12 protein-coding genes are annotated in these 15,671 nt (G+C 66.6%); 10 read left to right on the forward strand and 2 right to left on the reverse strand.

Going from position 1 to position 15,671, the window contains the following annotated elements; genetic code table 11:
* Nucleotides 1–147: 147 nt before the first annotated feature.
* Complete coding sequence (locus BSP109_RS13710; RefSeq protein ID WP_257944699.1) at nt 148–1,185, forward strand: CDP-glycerol glycerophosphotransferase family protein; 1,038 nt, start codon at nt 148–150, stop codon at nt 1,183–1,185.
* On the opposite strand, the gene BSP109_RS13715 is transcribed toward BSP109_RS13710, so the two are convergent.
* Complete coding sequence (locus BSP109_RS13715) at nt 1,146–2,933, reverse strand: glycosyltransferase (protein WP_180959747.1); 1,788 nt, start codon at nt 2,931–2,933, stop codon at nt 1,146–1,148. The genes BSP109_RS13710 and BSP109_RS13715 overlap by 40 nt on opposite strands.
* Nucleotides 2,934–3,215: 282 nt before the next feature.
* Here BSP109_RS13715 and BSP109_RS13720 point away from each other — a divergent pair, with 282 nt between their 5' ends.
* From BSP109_RS13720 to BSP109_RS13735, 4 genes are all read left to right on the forward strand, one after another.
* Nucleotides 3,216–4,937, forward strand: a complete 1,722-nt coding sequence (locus tag BSP109_RS13720; protein ID WP_101601356.1) for a formate--tetrahydrofolate ligase — start codon at nt 3,216–3,218, stop codon at nt 4,935–4,937.
* Nucleotides 4,938–5,051: 114 nt separating this feature from the next.
* Entirely contained in the window at nt 5,052–6,101 is a 1,050-nt protein-coding gene (locus tag BSP109_RS13725) for an acyltransferase family protein (RefSeq protein WP_146001166.1), read from the forward strand.
* A 16-nt stretch (nt 6,102–6,117) separates the two neighbouring features.
* A complete protein-coding gene (locus tag BSP109_RS13730; RefSeq protein WP_180959748.1) occupies nt 6,118–7,134 on the forward strand; it encodes an acyltransferase family protein in 1,017 nt (338 codons plus the stop codon).
* A gap of 123 nt (nt 7,135–7,257) precedes the next feature.
* A complete protein-coding gene (locus BSP109_RS13735) occupies nt 7,258–7,821 on the forward strand; it encodes a GtrA family protein (RefSeq protein WP_101601361.1) in 564 nt (187 codons plus the stop codon).
* Between the two features lie 61 nt (nt 7,822–7,882).
* On the opposite strand, the gene BSP109_RS13740 is transcribed toward BSP109_RS13735, so the two are convergent.
* A complete protein-coding gene (locus BSP109_RS13740) occupies nt 7,883–9,142 on the reverse strand; it encodes a nucleotide sugar dehydrogenase (protein ID WP_101601363.1) in 1,260 nt (419 codons plus the stop codon).
* Between the two features lie 92 nt (nt 9,143–9,234).
* On the opposite strand from BSP109_RS13740, the gene BSP109_RS13745 reads away from it, so the two are divergent.
* The 5 genes from BSP109_RS13745 to BSP109_RS17335 are packed head-to-tail and all read left to right on the forward strand — an operon-like array spanning nt 9,235 to nt 15,655.
* Nucleotides 9,235–10,410, forward strand: coding sequence for a glycosyltransferase family 4 protein (locus BSP109_RS13745; RefSeq protein ID WP_101601365.1), 1,176 nt, complete (start codon nt 9,235–9,237; stop codon nt 10,408–10,410).
* The gene (locus tag BSP109_RS13750) at nt 10,400–11,995 is read left to right on the forward strand and encodes an asparagine synthase-related protein (RefSeq protein ID WP_180959749.1); all 1,596 of its coding nucleotides are present in this window, start codon (nt 10,400–10,402) and stop codon (nt 11,993–11,995) included. The genes BSP109_RS13745 and BSP109_RS13750 overlap by 11 nt, the downstream gene beginning before the upstream one ends.
* Nucleotides 11,992–12,426, forward strand: a complete 435-nt coding sequence (locus tag BSP109_RS13755) for a hypothetical protein (protein WP_101601368.1) — start codon at nt 11,992–11,994, stop codon at nt 12,424–12,426. Before BSP109_RS13750 ends, BSP109_RS13755 begins: the two co-directional genes overlap by 4 nt.
* A complete protein-coding gene (locus tag BSP109_RS13760) occupies nt 12,423–14,456 on the forward strand; it encodes a glycosyltransferase (RefSeq protein WP_101601370.1) in 2,034 nt (677 codons plus the stop codon). Before BSP109_RS13755 ends, BSP109_RS13760 begins: the two co-directional genes overlap by 4 nt.
* A gap of 17 nt (nt 14,457–14,473) precedes the next feature.
* Nucleotides 14,474–15,655: a sugar-transfer associated ATP-grasp domain-containing protein gene (locus tag BSP109_RS17335; protein ID WP_180959750.1), complete on the forward strand. Its 1,182-nt coding sequence runs from the start codon at nt 14,474–14,476 to the stop codon at nt 15,653–15,655.
* Nucleotides 15,656–15,671 lie beyond the last annotated feature (16 nt).

Consider the following 15,671-nt stretch of genomic DNA (forward strand, 5'->3'; position numbering starts at 1 on the left):
TGAACCAGTAGGAAGGCTGTCGGTGGGGGCCGATGGCCCCCGCCGGCACCACCCCTGGTCCCCGATGGGCAATATCGGTGGTCCCGGGAGGCAATATCGAGTGGCCTTCAAGCCTTCAAATACTCACGCTCTCTGAAAGATCGCGGGCTGCGTGCCCGTGAGGGCGCGCAGCTCGTGCTGTTCGCTCCTACGTGGAGAGGAGAATCGACCAACAGACCTGAGAAAGATGTCGAAAGCCTCCGGTCAGTGGTGAAGTCACTGCGTGAGTCTCTCGGCGAGGACTGTGACGTGCTGCTCAAGGTCCACCAGTTCGTCTACAAGCAGGGGATCGACGACCCCGAGCTGGCTGATGTCTTGGTGCCCAATGACGTCAATACAAACGAGCTGCTGGCGGCTGTGGATGTTCTCGTCACCGACTACTCGAGCGTGTTCTTCGACTATCTCGCCGAGGACCGGCCTCTGGTCTTTTATGTTCCCGACAGTGCAGAGTATGAGGACGGCAGGGGTTTGTACTACTCCCTCGACTCCCTTCCCGGGGAACGTGCCGATTGCGAGAATGAGCTTTTCACCGCTGTCCAGAGGGCTGTGCAAGGCACACAGTCGCCGGAGATCGTTGCTCGCAGACGGGAGTGGGCGACGAAGCACGTGCCGTACTCCGACACGTCGATCACACAGCGAGTGGTGGATACCGTCTTCCGGGAGCCCGCGGCCGATACTCGACTTGTCACGCTTCGCGATCCCGAACGCAAACGCATCCTGGTGCGGTCACGCGCGTTGAAGGATCCCGAGGCAGGACGCGCGGTGATCGATGTCGTGCGACAACCACACCTCGAGGATTGTGATGTCACGGTGTCGTTCTCTCCGTCCAAGGATGAGACAGCGGTGGAAACTATGAAGGCTCTCGAGGACTACTGCCGACTGCTCCCGACCGCCGGGGCGAGAGTAGTCACGCGCGAAGAGGCGGATCTCATCGAAAGAGCACGCCGACTGCTTCGGCAGTCCGAAAATTCGAACGATGACCACAACCGCGATCTCACAATGCAGGAGCGTGACAGTCTCGACGCCGCACTCACGCGCGACTGGACGCGTTTGTTCGGTGACGTCGAATTCGACACGGTGATCGATCTGAGGAGGGAGCCGCTGCCTCAGTCTGTGGGCGTGGTGTCCCGATCTGCTGTGTCCTGACCGACTGTGCGGTCGCGGCCAGGGTGGAGCCGGATGCTCACGTTGCCGTGCTGTGTAGCGTAGATCTCTGCGGGGCCACTCCCGACCGCCTGTTCGAGGCCTGCGGCGGTGATGCGGACTCTTCGTGAAGTCCCGGCAACGCTGACATCCATGAAGACATCGAGCAGACCCCTGCCAACTGCGGTGAAGCGATGGTAGGGAAGAAGGGCTCGGACGCGGTGGGTCTGCGCTTCGGTGTCTATTGTGGCCAGCACCCGGCCGTACGCGGTTGTCTTGCGGCCCACCCAGGAGACCAACGCACGGTCGAGCGCGTCGGAGGTGTCGAGCACGACTTCGATCGCGAGGTGGATCCCCTGACCGGTGGCATGTGCATCGCGGAGCGTGGCTCGAACGCGGAACTTCCTATCTGCCGTCTTTGTCGCCGTAGCTTCGCAGAGGGCATCGCGCCACCGCCGAGTGATGACCTCCGGCGCGAAATCTGCCACGCGGCTCACTGCGGCCGTACGCATGCTGTTCAGCTCTCGGGGGCTGAGCGAGATGACGTGTGCGATCGTGGCGGCCAGTTCCGCAGGATCCCCGGCTGGCACGAGAAAACCATTCACTCCATGGGTGATGATGTCGGAAGGGCCGTACGGGACGTCGTATGCGATCGGGATGCAGCCAGCCGCCAGGCTTTCGAGGAGCACGAGGCCCTGGCCTTCGAATCGGCTGGAGAGAACGCTGAAGGATGCGTGCTGGAACCGTGCTCTCGCGTCGGCATCGTACCCATGCAGGCGGACGGTGTCCCCGACTCCCAAGTCGCTGATGAGCGAAGCCAGTTGAGGGCTGTGAGAGCCGTCGCCGTAAATATCCAGCGTGGCAGTGGGATGCGCTTCGTGCACCAGCGCCATCGCTTCGATCGCATGATCGACACGCTTCTGGCGGACAAGGCGGCCCACCATCACTCCCTGTCCTGGGGGACGTGCTTCTATCCGCTCGACCACCGGACCTTCATACATGTTGGAGACAGTCTGGATCTTGTCAACGGCCATACATGACTCGAGCATGTCCGTCCGCTGCTCTTCTGTGAGCGTCGTGACGAGGTCGTATCGGTCGAGATGGGTGAGGATCTCCTTCTTAGCCGGCGGCAGGAGACCGTACGGGGACCCGGTGGGGTCTCTGAGGTGGGGATTGTGCAATACCTGGGTGACGGTGACATTGTCCCGGCGGTAGCCGTGCATCATTCCACCGACCGGGCTGGAATCGGAGATGATCGTGGCAGTGCGATCGCCTACCACCCAGTCGATCCATGAATGGTAGAAGTCCGCCTCTGATCCCCATTGTGCTGCGGCCTTGCCCTTCCGGTCGAAGACTGTGATCTGGCGTCCACCGAGGTGACCACGCCGTCGCGTGTCCAGACGGTCGATGGCGAGCAGGGAGCCGTCTCTGCGGTATTGGTCGATCTGGAGGATGTTTCCATTGTCGTCAGATCGCGTGGATTCCGCCGCTCCAGTGATCGAGGGCCGTTCCCCGACGGTGGTGATCGGCTGTTTCGTGGTCCCTCGAAGCCGGATGATCTGCTTGTCGGGCATGGTCCGAAGCTCACTCCACAGATTGCGAATGTGCACCCGCCGGCCGATCTTCTTCGAGGCCAACAGTGCACTCCGTCTCCGCTTCGGGTTCATCCGGGGAGAAAGGGTGAGAATCTCGACCACACGCTTGTCGACCTCGGCGAATGCTGACGCTCGCTGCAACGCTGCGCTGGTCATGCCACCGAACTCCGGGGGGATGCCCCAGAGGAGACCGTAGAGACGTCCTTCGGGGAGTATGGGTTGGCGGCGGAACATCTGTGCCTCTCGAAAGCGGGGCTAGCGCGAAACAAGAAGAGCCTTGCGTTGCGACTCCTTGTGTCTGAACCTCTCCCAATCCATTCTCCGTCACACGATCGGTGATGGGTACCCCCTCTGAACCGGGGTTCGGCGCGGGGACCTTCGAACGGACAGCCTCCTTCGCCCGGGCAGCACTTCTACTCCTGCGGCACAATGGGCACCATGAGTATCGATCTGGAGATCGCCCAAGCAGCGTCGCTGAAGCGGATCACGGAGATCGCGGGCACCATGGGTGTGCCTGCTGATGATCTGATCCCGTACGGGTGGACTAAGGCGAAGGTGCCACTGTCCGTCCTCGAACAGGCGGAGAAGGATCGGACGACCGGCAGGCTGGTTCTCGTCACCGCTATGAGCCCCACTCCCGCAGGTGAGGGGAAGACGACGACCAGCATCGGCCTCGCCGACGGACTCAACGAGCGCAACCGGCGACGGGCGGCAGCGGGGGAGACCCCCACCGGGCAGGCGGTCCTCGCTCTGCGCGAGCCCAGTCTGGGGCCGGTCTTCGGCATGAAAGGCGGCGCGGCCGGCGGCGGGCATGCTCAGGTCGTGCCGATGGAGGACATAAACCTCCACTTCACGGGCGACTTCAATGCGATCGCGCTGGCGAACAACCTCGCCGCGACCGTGCTCGACAACCACATCCACCACGGCAACACGCTGGACGTCGATCCCCGACGAATCCACATCCGCCGGGTCGTGGACCTCAACGACCGTGCCCTGCGGAACACGACTATCGGCCTGGGAGGAATCAACGGCGGCGTGCCGCGGGAGGACCACTTCGACATCGTCGTCGCCAGCGAAGTCATGGCGGTCTTCTGCCTGGCCACGAGCATCGCCGACCTCCGGAAGCGGTTAGCGCGCATCGTGGTCGCACACACTCGGGACAGGAAGCCCGTCACAGTCGAGGACGTCGGCGCGGCCGGAGCGATGACCGCGCTGCTGCGCGACGCGCTGGCGCCCAACCTCGTCCAGACGCTCGAGCACAGTCCGGCATTCATCCACGGAGGACCCTTCGCGAACATCGCGCACGGCTGCAACAGCGCCCTTGCCACCCGCGCAGCGCTGGCCCTGGGCGATTGGACGATCACGGAGGCGGGGTTCGGCGCGGATCTGGGCGCGGAGAAGTTCCTCGACATCAAGTGCCGCGCTGCGGGCATCTGGCCAGACGTGGTGTGCGTCGTCGGCACGGTACGTGCGCTGAAGTACCACGGCGGGGTCGACAAAGCGGATCTCGAGACGGAGGACGTCGACGCAATGCTCGCCGGGATGGTCAACCTGGAGCACCACCTGACCGTCCTGCAGGACGTCTACGGTCTCACCCCGGTCGTCAGCCTCAACCGGTTCCCGTCCGACACGGACGGGGAGATCGAAGCGGCGATCGCTCACCTCGCTGAGCACGGGGTGCGTGCGGAATCCGCAGAGCACTGGGCGAGGGGCGGCGAGGGCTGCCTCGACCTGGCCGATGCCGTGATCGCAGCAGCAGCCGAGAACGACGAACGCGGGGGCGGGGAGCCGCGGCACTCGTATGACCTCGAGTCGAGTCCGGTCGAGAAGATCGAAGCGATCGCCACCCGTATCTACCGCGCGGGCTCCGTGGAGATCCCGGCGTCCGTGCAGAAGAAGCTCGACCGCTTCGTGAGGGAGGGGTACGGAGAGCTTCCCGTCTGTATCGCGAAGACCCAGTACTCACTGAGTTCTGATCCGTCGCTCCGCGGTGCCCCAGACGGTCATACCCTCGCCGTGCGCGACGTCCGCCTGTCCGCGGGAGCCGGGTTCATCGTCGTGATCTGCGGCGACATCATGACGATGCCCGGTCTGCCGAAGGACCCCGCCGCGCATCGGATCGACGTGGCTGAAGACGGAACGATCTCAGGGCTGTTTTGAGTTCCTCCTCCCTGTCCCGGCACTGGGGCAGGGCGCGGCACGCTCCTGGGAGATCGCTGATGTCCACCCCGAGGACTGGACGCGCGCACTCCTGATGCGGGAGAGTCGTTGCTCATGCGTATGAGGGACAACAGGCTGGACGTCGCGAAGGGCGTCCTCATCGTCCTGGTGGTGCTCGGCCACCTGCTCGAAGAGGTGAGCGGGGAGTGGGAAGACGGACTCGTCCGGCTCGTACTGACTGTCATATACGCGTTCCACATGCCCGCCTTCGTCTTTCTCGCGGGGTTGACTGCGAAGTCGACGAGGCTGCTCGAGCGACTTCTCACCTTCGTCATGCTTCTCGGCGTCTTCCAATATCTCTATTTCGTCGCGAAGATGTGGGCGGGAGATTCCTTCGAATGGTCGTGGACGACCCCCCATTGGATCCTCTGGTTCCTCGTCGGCATGATCGGATGGACTCTCACCGTTCCTCTCATCGAACGCTTTCCGCGCACTATGGTCGCTGTCTCGCTGGTCGCCAGCATCGGTGTCGGCCTCGTACCCTTCGCGGGATATGACTTCTCGCTGTCTCGCATGCTCGTCTTCTGGCCGTTCTTCGTGCTCGGACGCACTGTGGGTCCGAGGCTGTTGAAGGTCGCTGCAGGGCTCCAGGTATGGACGGCGATCGGATTGTGCGTCGTCGCCATTGTTCCGGCGATCGCGCTCTTCATCGTCGACATCGACAAGGGGTGGCTCTACGGCAGCAGGAACTTCGAGTCCCTGGAGGTCTCTGACGGGCGGGGAATGCTGATTCGAGTGTGCCTCCTCCTCATCGCTCTCGTGGCGATCGTGGCACTCGTCGCTGCAGTGCCGGACAGTCGAGGGCCCGTCGCAGTGATGGGGCAGCGATCGCTTTCCGTGTTCCTCCTGCACGGCCTCGTGGTCATCGCTCTCACGCCGGCGCTGGCGGAGTTCTTCGCTGGCGGATACGGGCACGCGCTGCAGATCGGCGCGGTCGTGATCAGTGGCTTCGCTGCATGGGGCGTCGCATTCGTCTTAGCCCTGCAGCCCTCCCATTGGGTTGTCTCGACCCCGCCGAAGAAGGCCGCAGCGGCTCTCGTGTCTCTCGTCAACCCGAGGGAACGACGCCGCACTGCGGCAGCCCTTGCAGAAGCAGACGGCTGATTCGCTGATGGCCATCGTGAGGGACAACAGACTGGACGTCGCGAAGGGCGTCCTCATCATCCTCGTCGTCTTCGGTCACCTGCTCACCAGGGTGGGGCTGAGCGACGGGCTCACCGACCTCGCCTACACCGTCATCTACGCATTCCACATGCCGGCGTTCATCTTCCTCGCCGGGATCACAGCGAAATCGACGCGCCTCATCGAGCGGATCGCCACCTTCGTGATCCTGCTGGCCACGTTCCAGACCCTCTACTACGTGACAGATAGATGGATCGGCGACCCGTTCGCATGGAGCTGGACGGACCCGCACTGGATCATGTGGTTCCTCCTCGCGATGATCTGGTGGACCCTCACCGTGCCGTTCATCGAGCGCTTCCCCCGGACGCTGGTCGCGTCGTCAGCACTTGTTGGTGTCTGCGCCGGTGTGCTGCCGTTCGCGGGGGCAGAACTCTCCATCTCTAGGACGCTGGTGTTCTGGCCGTTCTTCGTCGTGGGCAAGGTGTACGGGAAGAAGCTGCTCGCCTTCACAGGCGGCCTTCCACTCTGGACGCGTCTGGGCGGATGCGTCGTGGCGTTCCTGCCACTGCTCGCGCTGTTCGTCGCGGACACGGACTCCAGCTGGCTGTACGGCTCGGGGAACTTCGATCATCTCGAGGTCTCCGTTCTGCGCGGGATGCTCATCCGCGCGTGTCTCACGCTCATCGCCTTCCTCGCGATCCTCGCGCTGCTCGCGGCAGTGCCGGACGTGAACGGGCCCATCACGGTGATCGGCGAGCGATCGCTGTCCGTCTACCTCCTCCACGGCTTCCTCATCATCGCGCTCAGCCCGGCCCTCGAGCAGTTTTTCGCAGGCGGCTACGGTCACGCCGTGCAGATCGGTGCGGTCGTCATCAGTGTCTTCGCCGCAGGGGGCATCGCCTTCGCGCTGTCGCTGAAGCCCCTCCACTGGACCGTCTCGACTCCGCCCAAGCGAGCCGCTGCAGCGATCGCCTCGCTGGTGACCCCGCGTGACCACACGCCGAACAGACTCTGACTGGGCGTGCCCTGCGCGTTCCGACCCTGGTCCAAGGCGTAGAGTGCTTCGGTATCCACCCGTCGGCCGGACTCTGTGAGGACTCGCAGCGAGCGACGGGTGACCGGACGACAGAGGACTTGGATGTTGGAACGGCGACGCGAGCCCGCGGGAGCGCCCGCACCGGAGCAGCGGGCTACCTGGTCGCAGCGCTGGGCAGACCGCCGTCGCCTGTTCCGCGAGGTCCTCTCGTTCCTGTCCGTCGGAGGCATCGCCTACCTCGTCGACGTGGGACTGTCGAACCTCCTGCTCTTCGGCTTCCTGGGCGTTCCGGCGCTGCTGGTCGCCAGCCCCATCAAGGCGAAGGTCGTGTCCACGATCGTGTCGATGGCCGTCGCCTGGGTGGGGAACCGCTTCATCACCTACGGCCGGCGGGATTCCGGCTCGACCCTCACGGGGCTGTGGAAGTTCGTCGTCGTGAACCTCATCGGCATGGTGATCGTCGTCGCGCCGCTGGGTGTCACGTGGTACCTGCTGGGCCTCCACGACCCGGTCTCCTACAACATCTCGACCAACGTCATCGGCATCGGCCTGGCGATGGTGTTCCGCTTCTGGGCCTACCGCACGTGGGTGTTCCCCGACCGCGCGGAAGAGGACCCCGCCGCCGAGGTCGTCGTCACCGACGGCTTCGACCAGACCTCCCGCTGAACACGGCTGCGTGTTTCCGACCCGCTGACGCCGGCTCCCAGCGCACCCGACTCAGCGCTGCTCAGAGACGCTGCGCGCCCTCTGCGGTGACTTTGCCCTTCGTGTCGAGGAACCGCTGCGAGGCGCGTGCGATCGCGTCGATGTCGTACTCCCGGTGGTTCTGGACGACGACCACCACGTCCGCGTCGGTCGCCGCACGCAGAGCATCGTCGGCGCGTGGGACCTGCGTCCCCGCAACAGTCCACTCGTCGATGTTGGGGTCGTGATAGCTGAGGTCGGCACCGTGCTCCAGGAGCGTTTCCGCCAGCGGGATCGCGGGGGATTCGCGCCGATCGGAGATGTTCGGCTTGTACGTCACGCCGAGCAGCAGGACCTTCGCACCCCGTACGGCCTTGGCATCGTCGTTCAGCATGTCCTGTACGCGCCTCACCACATACGCGGGCATCGAGGAGTTGATCTCCTGCGCAAGCTCGACGAAGCGGAACGGGTAGCCCAGCCGGGACTTCACGTTGTACGACAGGTAGTTCGGGTCGATCGGGATGCAGTGGCCGCCTACTCCTGGACCGGGGTAGAACGCCTGGAAGCCGAAGGGCTTGGTGCTCGCCATGTCGATCGCGTTCCACAGGTCGATGTCCAACTCATGGCAGAACTGCGCCATCTCATTCACCAGGGCGATGTTCACGTGGCGGTACGTGTTCTCCAGCAGCTTCGCCGTCTCCGCCTCGCGGGGTCCCTTCGCCGCGACCGTCGTCTCGATGAAGCGGCCGTAGAAGGCCCGCGCACGCTCCGTGCTCTGCGGCGTGAGTCCGCCGACGATCTTCGGGGTGTTGACCAGCCCGTAGGTGGGGTTGCCCGGGTCGATGCGCTCGGGAGAGAAGGCCAGGTGGAAGTCCTGTCCTGCTCGGAGCCCGCTCTCCTCCAGGATCGGCCGGACCAGTTCCTCGGTGGTGCCGGGGTACGTGGTCGACTCGAGGACCACCAGCGTCCCGGGAGTGAGGTTCCGTGCGATGGCGCGGGTCGCTGATTCGACGGCTCCCACGTTCGGGCGGCTGTCGTCGTCCAGCGGCGTCGGCACGCAGATGATGATCGCGTCGGCCTCTGCCAGAATCGCGTCATCGGACGTCGCGCGGAAGCCGCGGGCCCGGATCTCAGCGATGTCCGCACCGGAGAGGTCGTCGATGTGGGAGCGGTCGTCCATGAGCCCGTCGACCACGGCGTCCGACACATCGAAGCCGATGACCGACAGGCCCGCGTGGACCGCTGCGTGCACGAGCGGCATCCCGACGTATCCGAGTCCCATGACGACTGCATCTACGGCCACGGCGGCTCCTCAGGCGGTGGTGCGAACGCTCCGACGCGCGGCGCATTCTGGACGTACGAACTGGCTTCGTGCCGATCAGTACACTACCAATCATGGCCCCACCCCTCCGCATCTTGGTAGCGACCATCGTGCACGACCCCGAAGACGCGAGGATCCGCCATCGGCAGCTGCCGGCGCTGATCGAGGCGGGGCACGATGTCGCGTACGCCGCGCCCTTCTCCGCGTTCGGCCGCACGCCCCCGGAAGGCGTGTGGGGCATCGACCTGCCGCGGGCGAAGGGCAAGCGCCGCGTGGGCGCGGTCCGTGCCGCGCGCACCCTGCTGAGCGGGATGTCCCGCGCGGTCGACGTCATCCTCATCCATGATCCGGACCTGCTCCTGGCCGTCCTCGCGCTCCCGTGGCGTAAGGCGACGATCGTCTGGGACGTCCATGAGGACACCGCCTCGGCTATGCACATGCGCGACTGGGCGCCGCCCAGGCTGCGACCGATACTCAGTGCCGGTGCGGTCGCCGCGGAGCAGTACGCGGAGATCAACTTCCGTCTGCTGCTCGCGGAGCACGGGTACCGCGACCGATTCACCCGCATCCACCCCGTCGTCCCGAACTCTGTGCGCGTGCCGCCGGAGGAGCTGCTGGAGCCCGCCGACGATCGTATCGTCTACCTGGGGAAGGTCACGCGCCCACGTGGGGGAGCCGAGCTCATCGAGCTCGCTCGCCGTGTCCCGGAGGTGACCGTCGAGATCATCGGACCGGCGGAGCGCGACATCGAGGACGAACTCCAGGCGGCATCGGATGAGGGCATCGTCGACTGGCGCGGCTTCATGCCGAACGACCTCGCACTCGACCGGCTCCGCGGTGCGCTCGCCGGCGTGAGCCTGCTCCACGACGAGCCCAACTACGCGAACTCCCAGCCCACCAAGGTCATCGAATACATGGCGCACGGGGTGCCGGTCATCACGACGCCCAATTGGGCGCCGAAGGAATTGGTCGAGCACGCAGAGTGTGGTGCGGTCGTGCCGTTCGGAGACGTCGGGGCCGCTGCCGAGGTCATCCGCGCCTGGGCCGCCGACCGCGCCACGCGAGTCGGCCTGGGACGGACGGGATACGACTACGCCAAGACCCACCTGAACTGGAACGCCGATGCGCGCGACTTCCTCAAGGCCATCGAGGATGCGCGGATGCTGGACCTCGCGAAGCGGCGGCGCCCGCAGTCCACGCTGGAGAGGGTGATGGGCCGTCGTCGCGGAGGGGCGGGGCGTGCGCGCTGACCAGGCGGGGCATATGGACGATCACGAGATTCCGCAGCACGCGCGGCACGTCGCCGGGGCCCTCGGAGCCCGTGGTGGGGAGCCCAGTGTCGACCGTGGTGAGACCGACGGCCCGGTGGCGCGCATCGATGCGGACACGGTGGCATGGGCGCCGCGGACCATCCACTCCACGCATCTGATCAGTGCCGAGTCTGCTCGGCGGGCAGATGCGCTCGTGGTCCGTCGCAGCGAAGGTCGCGACGAGCTCCTGAGCGGTGTCTCCGGTGCCGTGCCCGTCTACGTGGCCGCGGACGGGGGCACCGCCCGCTTCGCCACACGACTGTCGTCGCTGACCGCGCAGTCGCCGGTGCAGGCGGATTGGAATGCGTGGGCGGACATCCTCGCGGTGGGTGCGCCACTGGGCGGCAAGACCACGTTCCAGGGCATTCGCCGGCTGCAGCCGTGGGAATCTGTCATCGCGGACGGCGGTTCCGTCCGCTTCGAGCGTGCACGCTGGCCGTGGCTGGACATCGAACCTGACGAGTCCGCACGGATCGAGGACGTCGCAGACGCACTCACGACTGAGATGCGCACGCTCGCGGCCGACCACCGCTTCATCTCGCTGCTGAGCGGCGGGTGGGACTCGCGGATCCTCGCGCTCTACGCCCGTCACACGGCGAAGGTTCCGCCGCGGGCGTTCACCACGTCCTCCGACACCGGCATCGTGCTGGAAGAGCTCATCGCCGCACAGGCAGCGGACCGCATGGAGCTCGACCACGAGATCGTCGTGCCCCGGGTCGACCGCTTCGCCTCCGACATCCGCGCCTTCGTGGACGCGGTCGACCATCAGACGTCCTACCACGTGTGGCTCGTCCCGCTCCTTGAGCGGATCGCCGGTGCGGACGGGCTCGTCCTCGACGGTCTGGGCGGCGGTCTCATGCTGGGTGGGGACTTCACCGCGGGGGAGGACCGCTCCTCCCGCATCGCCGGACTCATGAAGTACCTGGACGGTGCGGACCAGGTGCTGCGGCCGGAAGCGGTGCGCGGGATCCGGGAGCGGACGCGTGGAGCATTCGACGAGTTCGACGAAGCCTGGCCCGAGGTCGCAGACCACCCCTTCGAGGCGACTCTCACCGCGTACCTCAACCGGACTCTGCCCGGCATCAGCCAGTCGCCGTACGGCCTGGTCGCGAAGGACCACCCGGTGGCGACCCCGTTCCTCGCCGACGAGGTCGCGCGCGCGGCCCTGCGCATCCCTGCTGCCGCGCACGCAGATGGGACGCTCTACCCGCAGCTCACCGCACTGCTGGACCCGCAGCTGGCCACGATGCCCACGGCGCAGAGCATGGTCCCGTGGCCGCGCCCCCACCCGCGCCGCATCACCGCCGACGAATCCGTCGACGTCCTGCGGCGCCTCGTGACCGAAGGCCCCGCTGCCGCGCTGCTCGTGGACGGACTCGCGGAAGAGGGGACCGCGCACTGGCGGCGGCTGCTGAGCCGGACCGGCACACAGCACCTCCTCCGCAGCCTCGCGATGATGAATCTCTGGTTCGATGCGTACAAGGACCGGGTCTCAGGAACCGGGGTCGAGGAGCTGATGAGGTGAGCACGCACATGCACGTAAGGGCGGATGCGATCCGCACGGTGGCGCCCGCCGTCACCGTCCTCGTCGTCCCGGGCCCATCTCAGGGCGGGCCTGAGAACCTCAGGCCGGACCTCGTCCGCGTGCTCATCGACGCGGATGTCCGCGGCCTGCAGACCGTCGCGCTCGCCTCGGCGATCAGCGACCTCGATGCGGCGCCAGTCGCGCTCGCCCGCTTCATCGCGACGGATGACGACGACACCGCCGCCGAGGCCGCTGCTCGTGCAGGAGCCGAGCGAATCCTCCGCGTGGAGGACGCGTCCGCGGACGCCGTCGACGACTGGATCGACCGGGTGCCGCGCGTCGAGTCGCGCACCCTGCGACGCAGGGCGCGGAGCGTGCTGCGGAGGGTCACTCTCGTGCGCTGGGCATACGAACGGATGGGGAAACGATGACCGGAGCACCGACGAGGGCCGGCTCTCAGCGGGATGACCGCGTGCGCGAGTTCGACGTCATCATGGCGACCGATTGCAGGTTCCCGGGTGGGTCGACCGCGAGCGTCGTGGAGGAGATCGAGGCGCAGCACCGCGCAGGCTTCCGCACGGGGCTGATCCATCTACCGTCGCCCGTGCAGCGCAGCAGGCGCCCCTTCGCGCAGAGGATCGTCGACGTCCTGCGAGAGGGCAAGGCGCAACTGGTGCTGCCGCACCAACGCGTGCGGGCCACGACTCTGCTGGTGCGCCACCCCACGCTGTTCACGACAGTGCCCGCTGACCTGCCGGACATCGACGTGGACGCGACGGTCATGATCGCGAACCAGGTGCCGGTCGACGACCGCGCGACGGAGCCCTACTACGACGTGGAGACAGTGCACCGGAACACGGAGCGCGCGCTGGGCCATGCGCCTGTGTGGGCCCCGATAGGTCCCCTCGTGCGGACTGCGCTCACGGCTTCGTGGCACCGCGTGCCGATGGTGGACGCAGACTGGGTCAACATCATCGATGCGCCCGTGTGGTCGACTTCGCGCGAGGGACTCGTGGGCGACGTTCCGGTGATCGGCCGCCACAGCCGTGGACACTGGTCGAAATGGCCGGACACCCGTGACGACCTGCTGGCGGCGTACCCCGACGACTCGCGTTACCGGGTGCGGGTGCTCGGCGGGACCGAGGCACCGGAGGAGATCCTGGGTGGCCTGCCGGACACGTGGACGTCGTTGCCGTTCGGCTCCGTCCCCGTACCGCAGTTCCTCGCGGGGATCGACTTCCTCGTCTACTTCCACCACCCGGGCCTCGTCGAGGCGTTCGGTCGGGTCGTGCTCGAGGGACTCGCCGCGGGGGCCGTCTGCATCGTCCCGGAGCAGATGGAGAAGGTCTTCGGCGACGCCTGCCTCTACGGCACCCCGCAGGACGTGACGAGGATCGTCGACCGCCTGGCCGCGGATCCGGAGGCACTGGCCGCGCAGCGGGAGCGTGGACTCGCCGCGGTGCGCGAGCGCTTCAGCTATGAGGCGCACCTCGATCGGCTGGCCGCCTTCGCGGGTGCTCCGACGGGTGAGCCGGCACCGGTGACGGACGGCACCGAGGTGCGCGCTTCGGTGCAGGCCGCCGCACTCCTCGTCGTACCGGGGGACCCGGCGCAGGCGCAGATCGCCGAGGCGGTCGCATGGCTGCGCAGCGCGCATGCCGTCGCACCGGTCGTGTGCACGCAGCGCCACGACGTCAGCGTCGACGCCCCCGTGGAATCCGGAACAGTCGACGCGCAACGGGTGGCACATCTCGCACGCGCCCACAGAGCCGCACACGTGATCGTGTGGGAGTGCGGCGCAGCCTCAGCGGTGCTCACATCAAGGCTGGGAGACGACGTCGAGGTCGCCGTCCTGGGCCGGGACTCCGGAGCGCAGTGGCGGCTGAGCCCGCTCGCACGCGACCGGTCCGGTGCACAGCGGGGAGCGACCGCGATGGTGCGCCGCACCGCGGGACGCATGGTCGGAGGTGCCCGGAGGCACGCACCGCAGTGGGCTCGGCCCGCGGCCAAACGCGCGGTGACCGCGGTCGGCGAGGTGCGGGCCTGGGGTGCACGTCGCGCGGCGGGCCCGGGGCCTGTGCCTCCCGTGTTCTCTCACGTCGCGCCGGATGCGCCCGTGAGCCTGCTCGTCGTGACGGCGGACGGCCTCGACGCGGAGTCCACGCTGGACGCGGTGCTCGTGCAGGCGCAGATCACGTCACGTTTCCGCCCCGCACTGCTCGCGCCCAGGAGCTGGGCGGAGGCCGCCTCGAGACGGAGCATGTTCATCGATACGATGATCCCCGTTCACCAGTGGGACGACCACGCCGCTGTACGGTGGACCGATTATCTGGACGAGCGGCTGCAGGAGACGGCGCGTCGTACCGGTGCTGCCGTGGTGACTGCGCTCGAACGAACGCTCGCCCCCGGCGAACCGGACCCCGTCCTCACCATTCTGACCGCGACGGCCGGCCGCCGTTGAGACCGAAGGAGCACCAGTTGTCGAAGAACCCTGCACGTGCCGCACTCAAGCGGATCAGGGCGCCTTTCGGATGGGCGTTCCGCAAGTATCGGGCCGCACGGGTCTTCCAGATCGCGCTGAAGAAGCTGTGGCGCAAGGAGATGCAGTGGGACGTGCCGTTCGCCAAGCGACGGCCGCGCTGGTGGCTGAAGGGCTTCCTGTCCCGCAGCGCAGTCCTCTACGAACTGGAGCAGGGCAACGACCCGAACCGCTACGTCACGGACGTCCACCGGTACTTCCGCACGAAGAACATGGTGCACGCACGGCTGCAGGACATCATCAACAACAAACTGTCGACCCACCTGCTGCTGCGGTCGATGGACATCCGCTCGCCGGAGCTGATCGGCGTCTACTCACGCGGACTCGTGCACTTCTTCCCCGAAGAAGGCCGGATGACGGTCGCGGACTACCTCGACGCGATGGTGCACGGGGAGACGGTGTTCTTCAAGGTCCTCGCCGGTGCAGAGGGCAATAACATCCACGCGGTGCAGAAGACGTCGGACACGACGTGGGCCGTCGACGGCGTGCAGCGGACCAGGAAGTCCGCGGAGGCCGTCTTCACCGCAGTGCGGAAGCCGATGATCGTCGAGCGGGGGCTCATCCAGCACCCGGACCAGGCCGCACTCTTCGCGGAGTCCGTGAACACGCTGCGCGTCCTCACGATGGTGAACCTGGAGAAGAACAACGAGCCGTTCATCGCGATGGCGGTCCAGCGGATCGGCTGCCGGCGCTCCGCTCCCGCGGACAACTGGACCCGGGGCGGACTGAGCGCTCGTGTGGACCTGGAGACCGGCCGCCTGGGACGGGCGACGCGGCTGCCGGACGGTGACGTGAAGGAATGGTTCGACACGCACCCGGACAACGGAGCGCAGATCACCGGCGTGAGCGTCCCGATGTGGCAGGAGGTGCATGACCTGGTCCTGCACTCCGCACGGTCGCTGTCCTTCATGGAGTACATCGGCTGGGACATTGTCATCTCACCGGAGGGCCCCGTCGTCCTCGAAGCCAACGTCAACACGGGCTTGAACGTCATGCAGTCGCACGCGCCGCTGTTCGACGACCCGCGCGTGCGGAACTACTACAGCAGGCGCGGGATCAAGACCCGCCTGCTGGCGGAGAACGGCGGCGGTTCGGCACCGAACGTCGTCGAAGAGGCGTGAGCACACGGACGGGGCG

It is taken from the genome of Brevibacterium sp. Mu109 (assembly GCF_900169375.1).
Classification (GTDB): Bacteria; Actinomycetota; Actinomycetes; order Actinomycetales; family Brevibacteriaceae; genus Brevibacterium; species Brevibacterium yomogidense_A.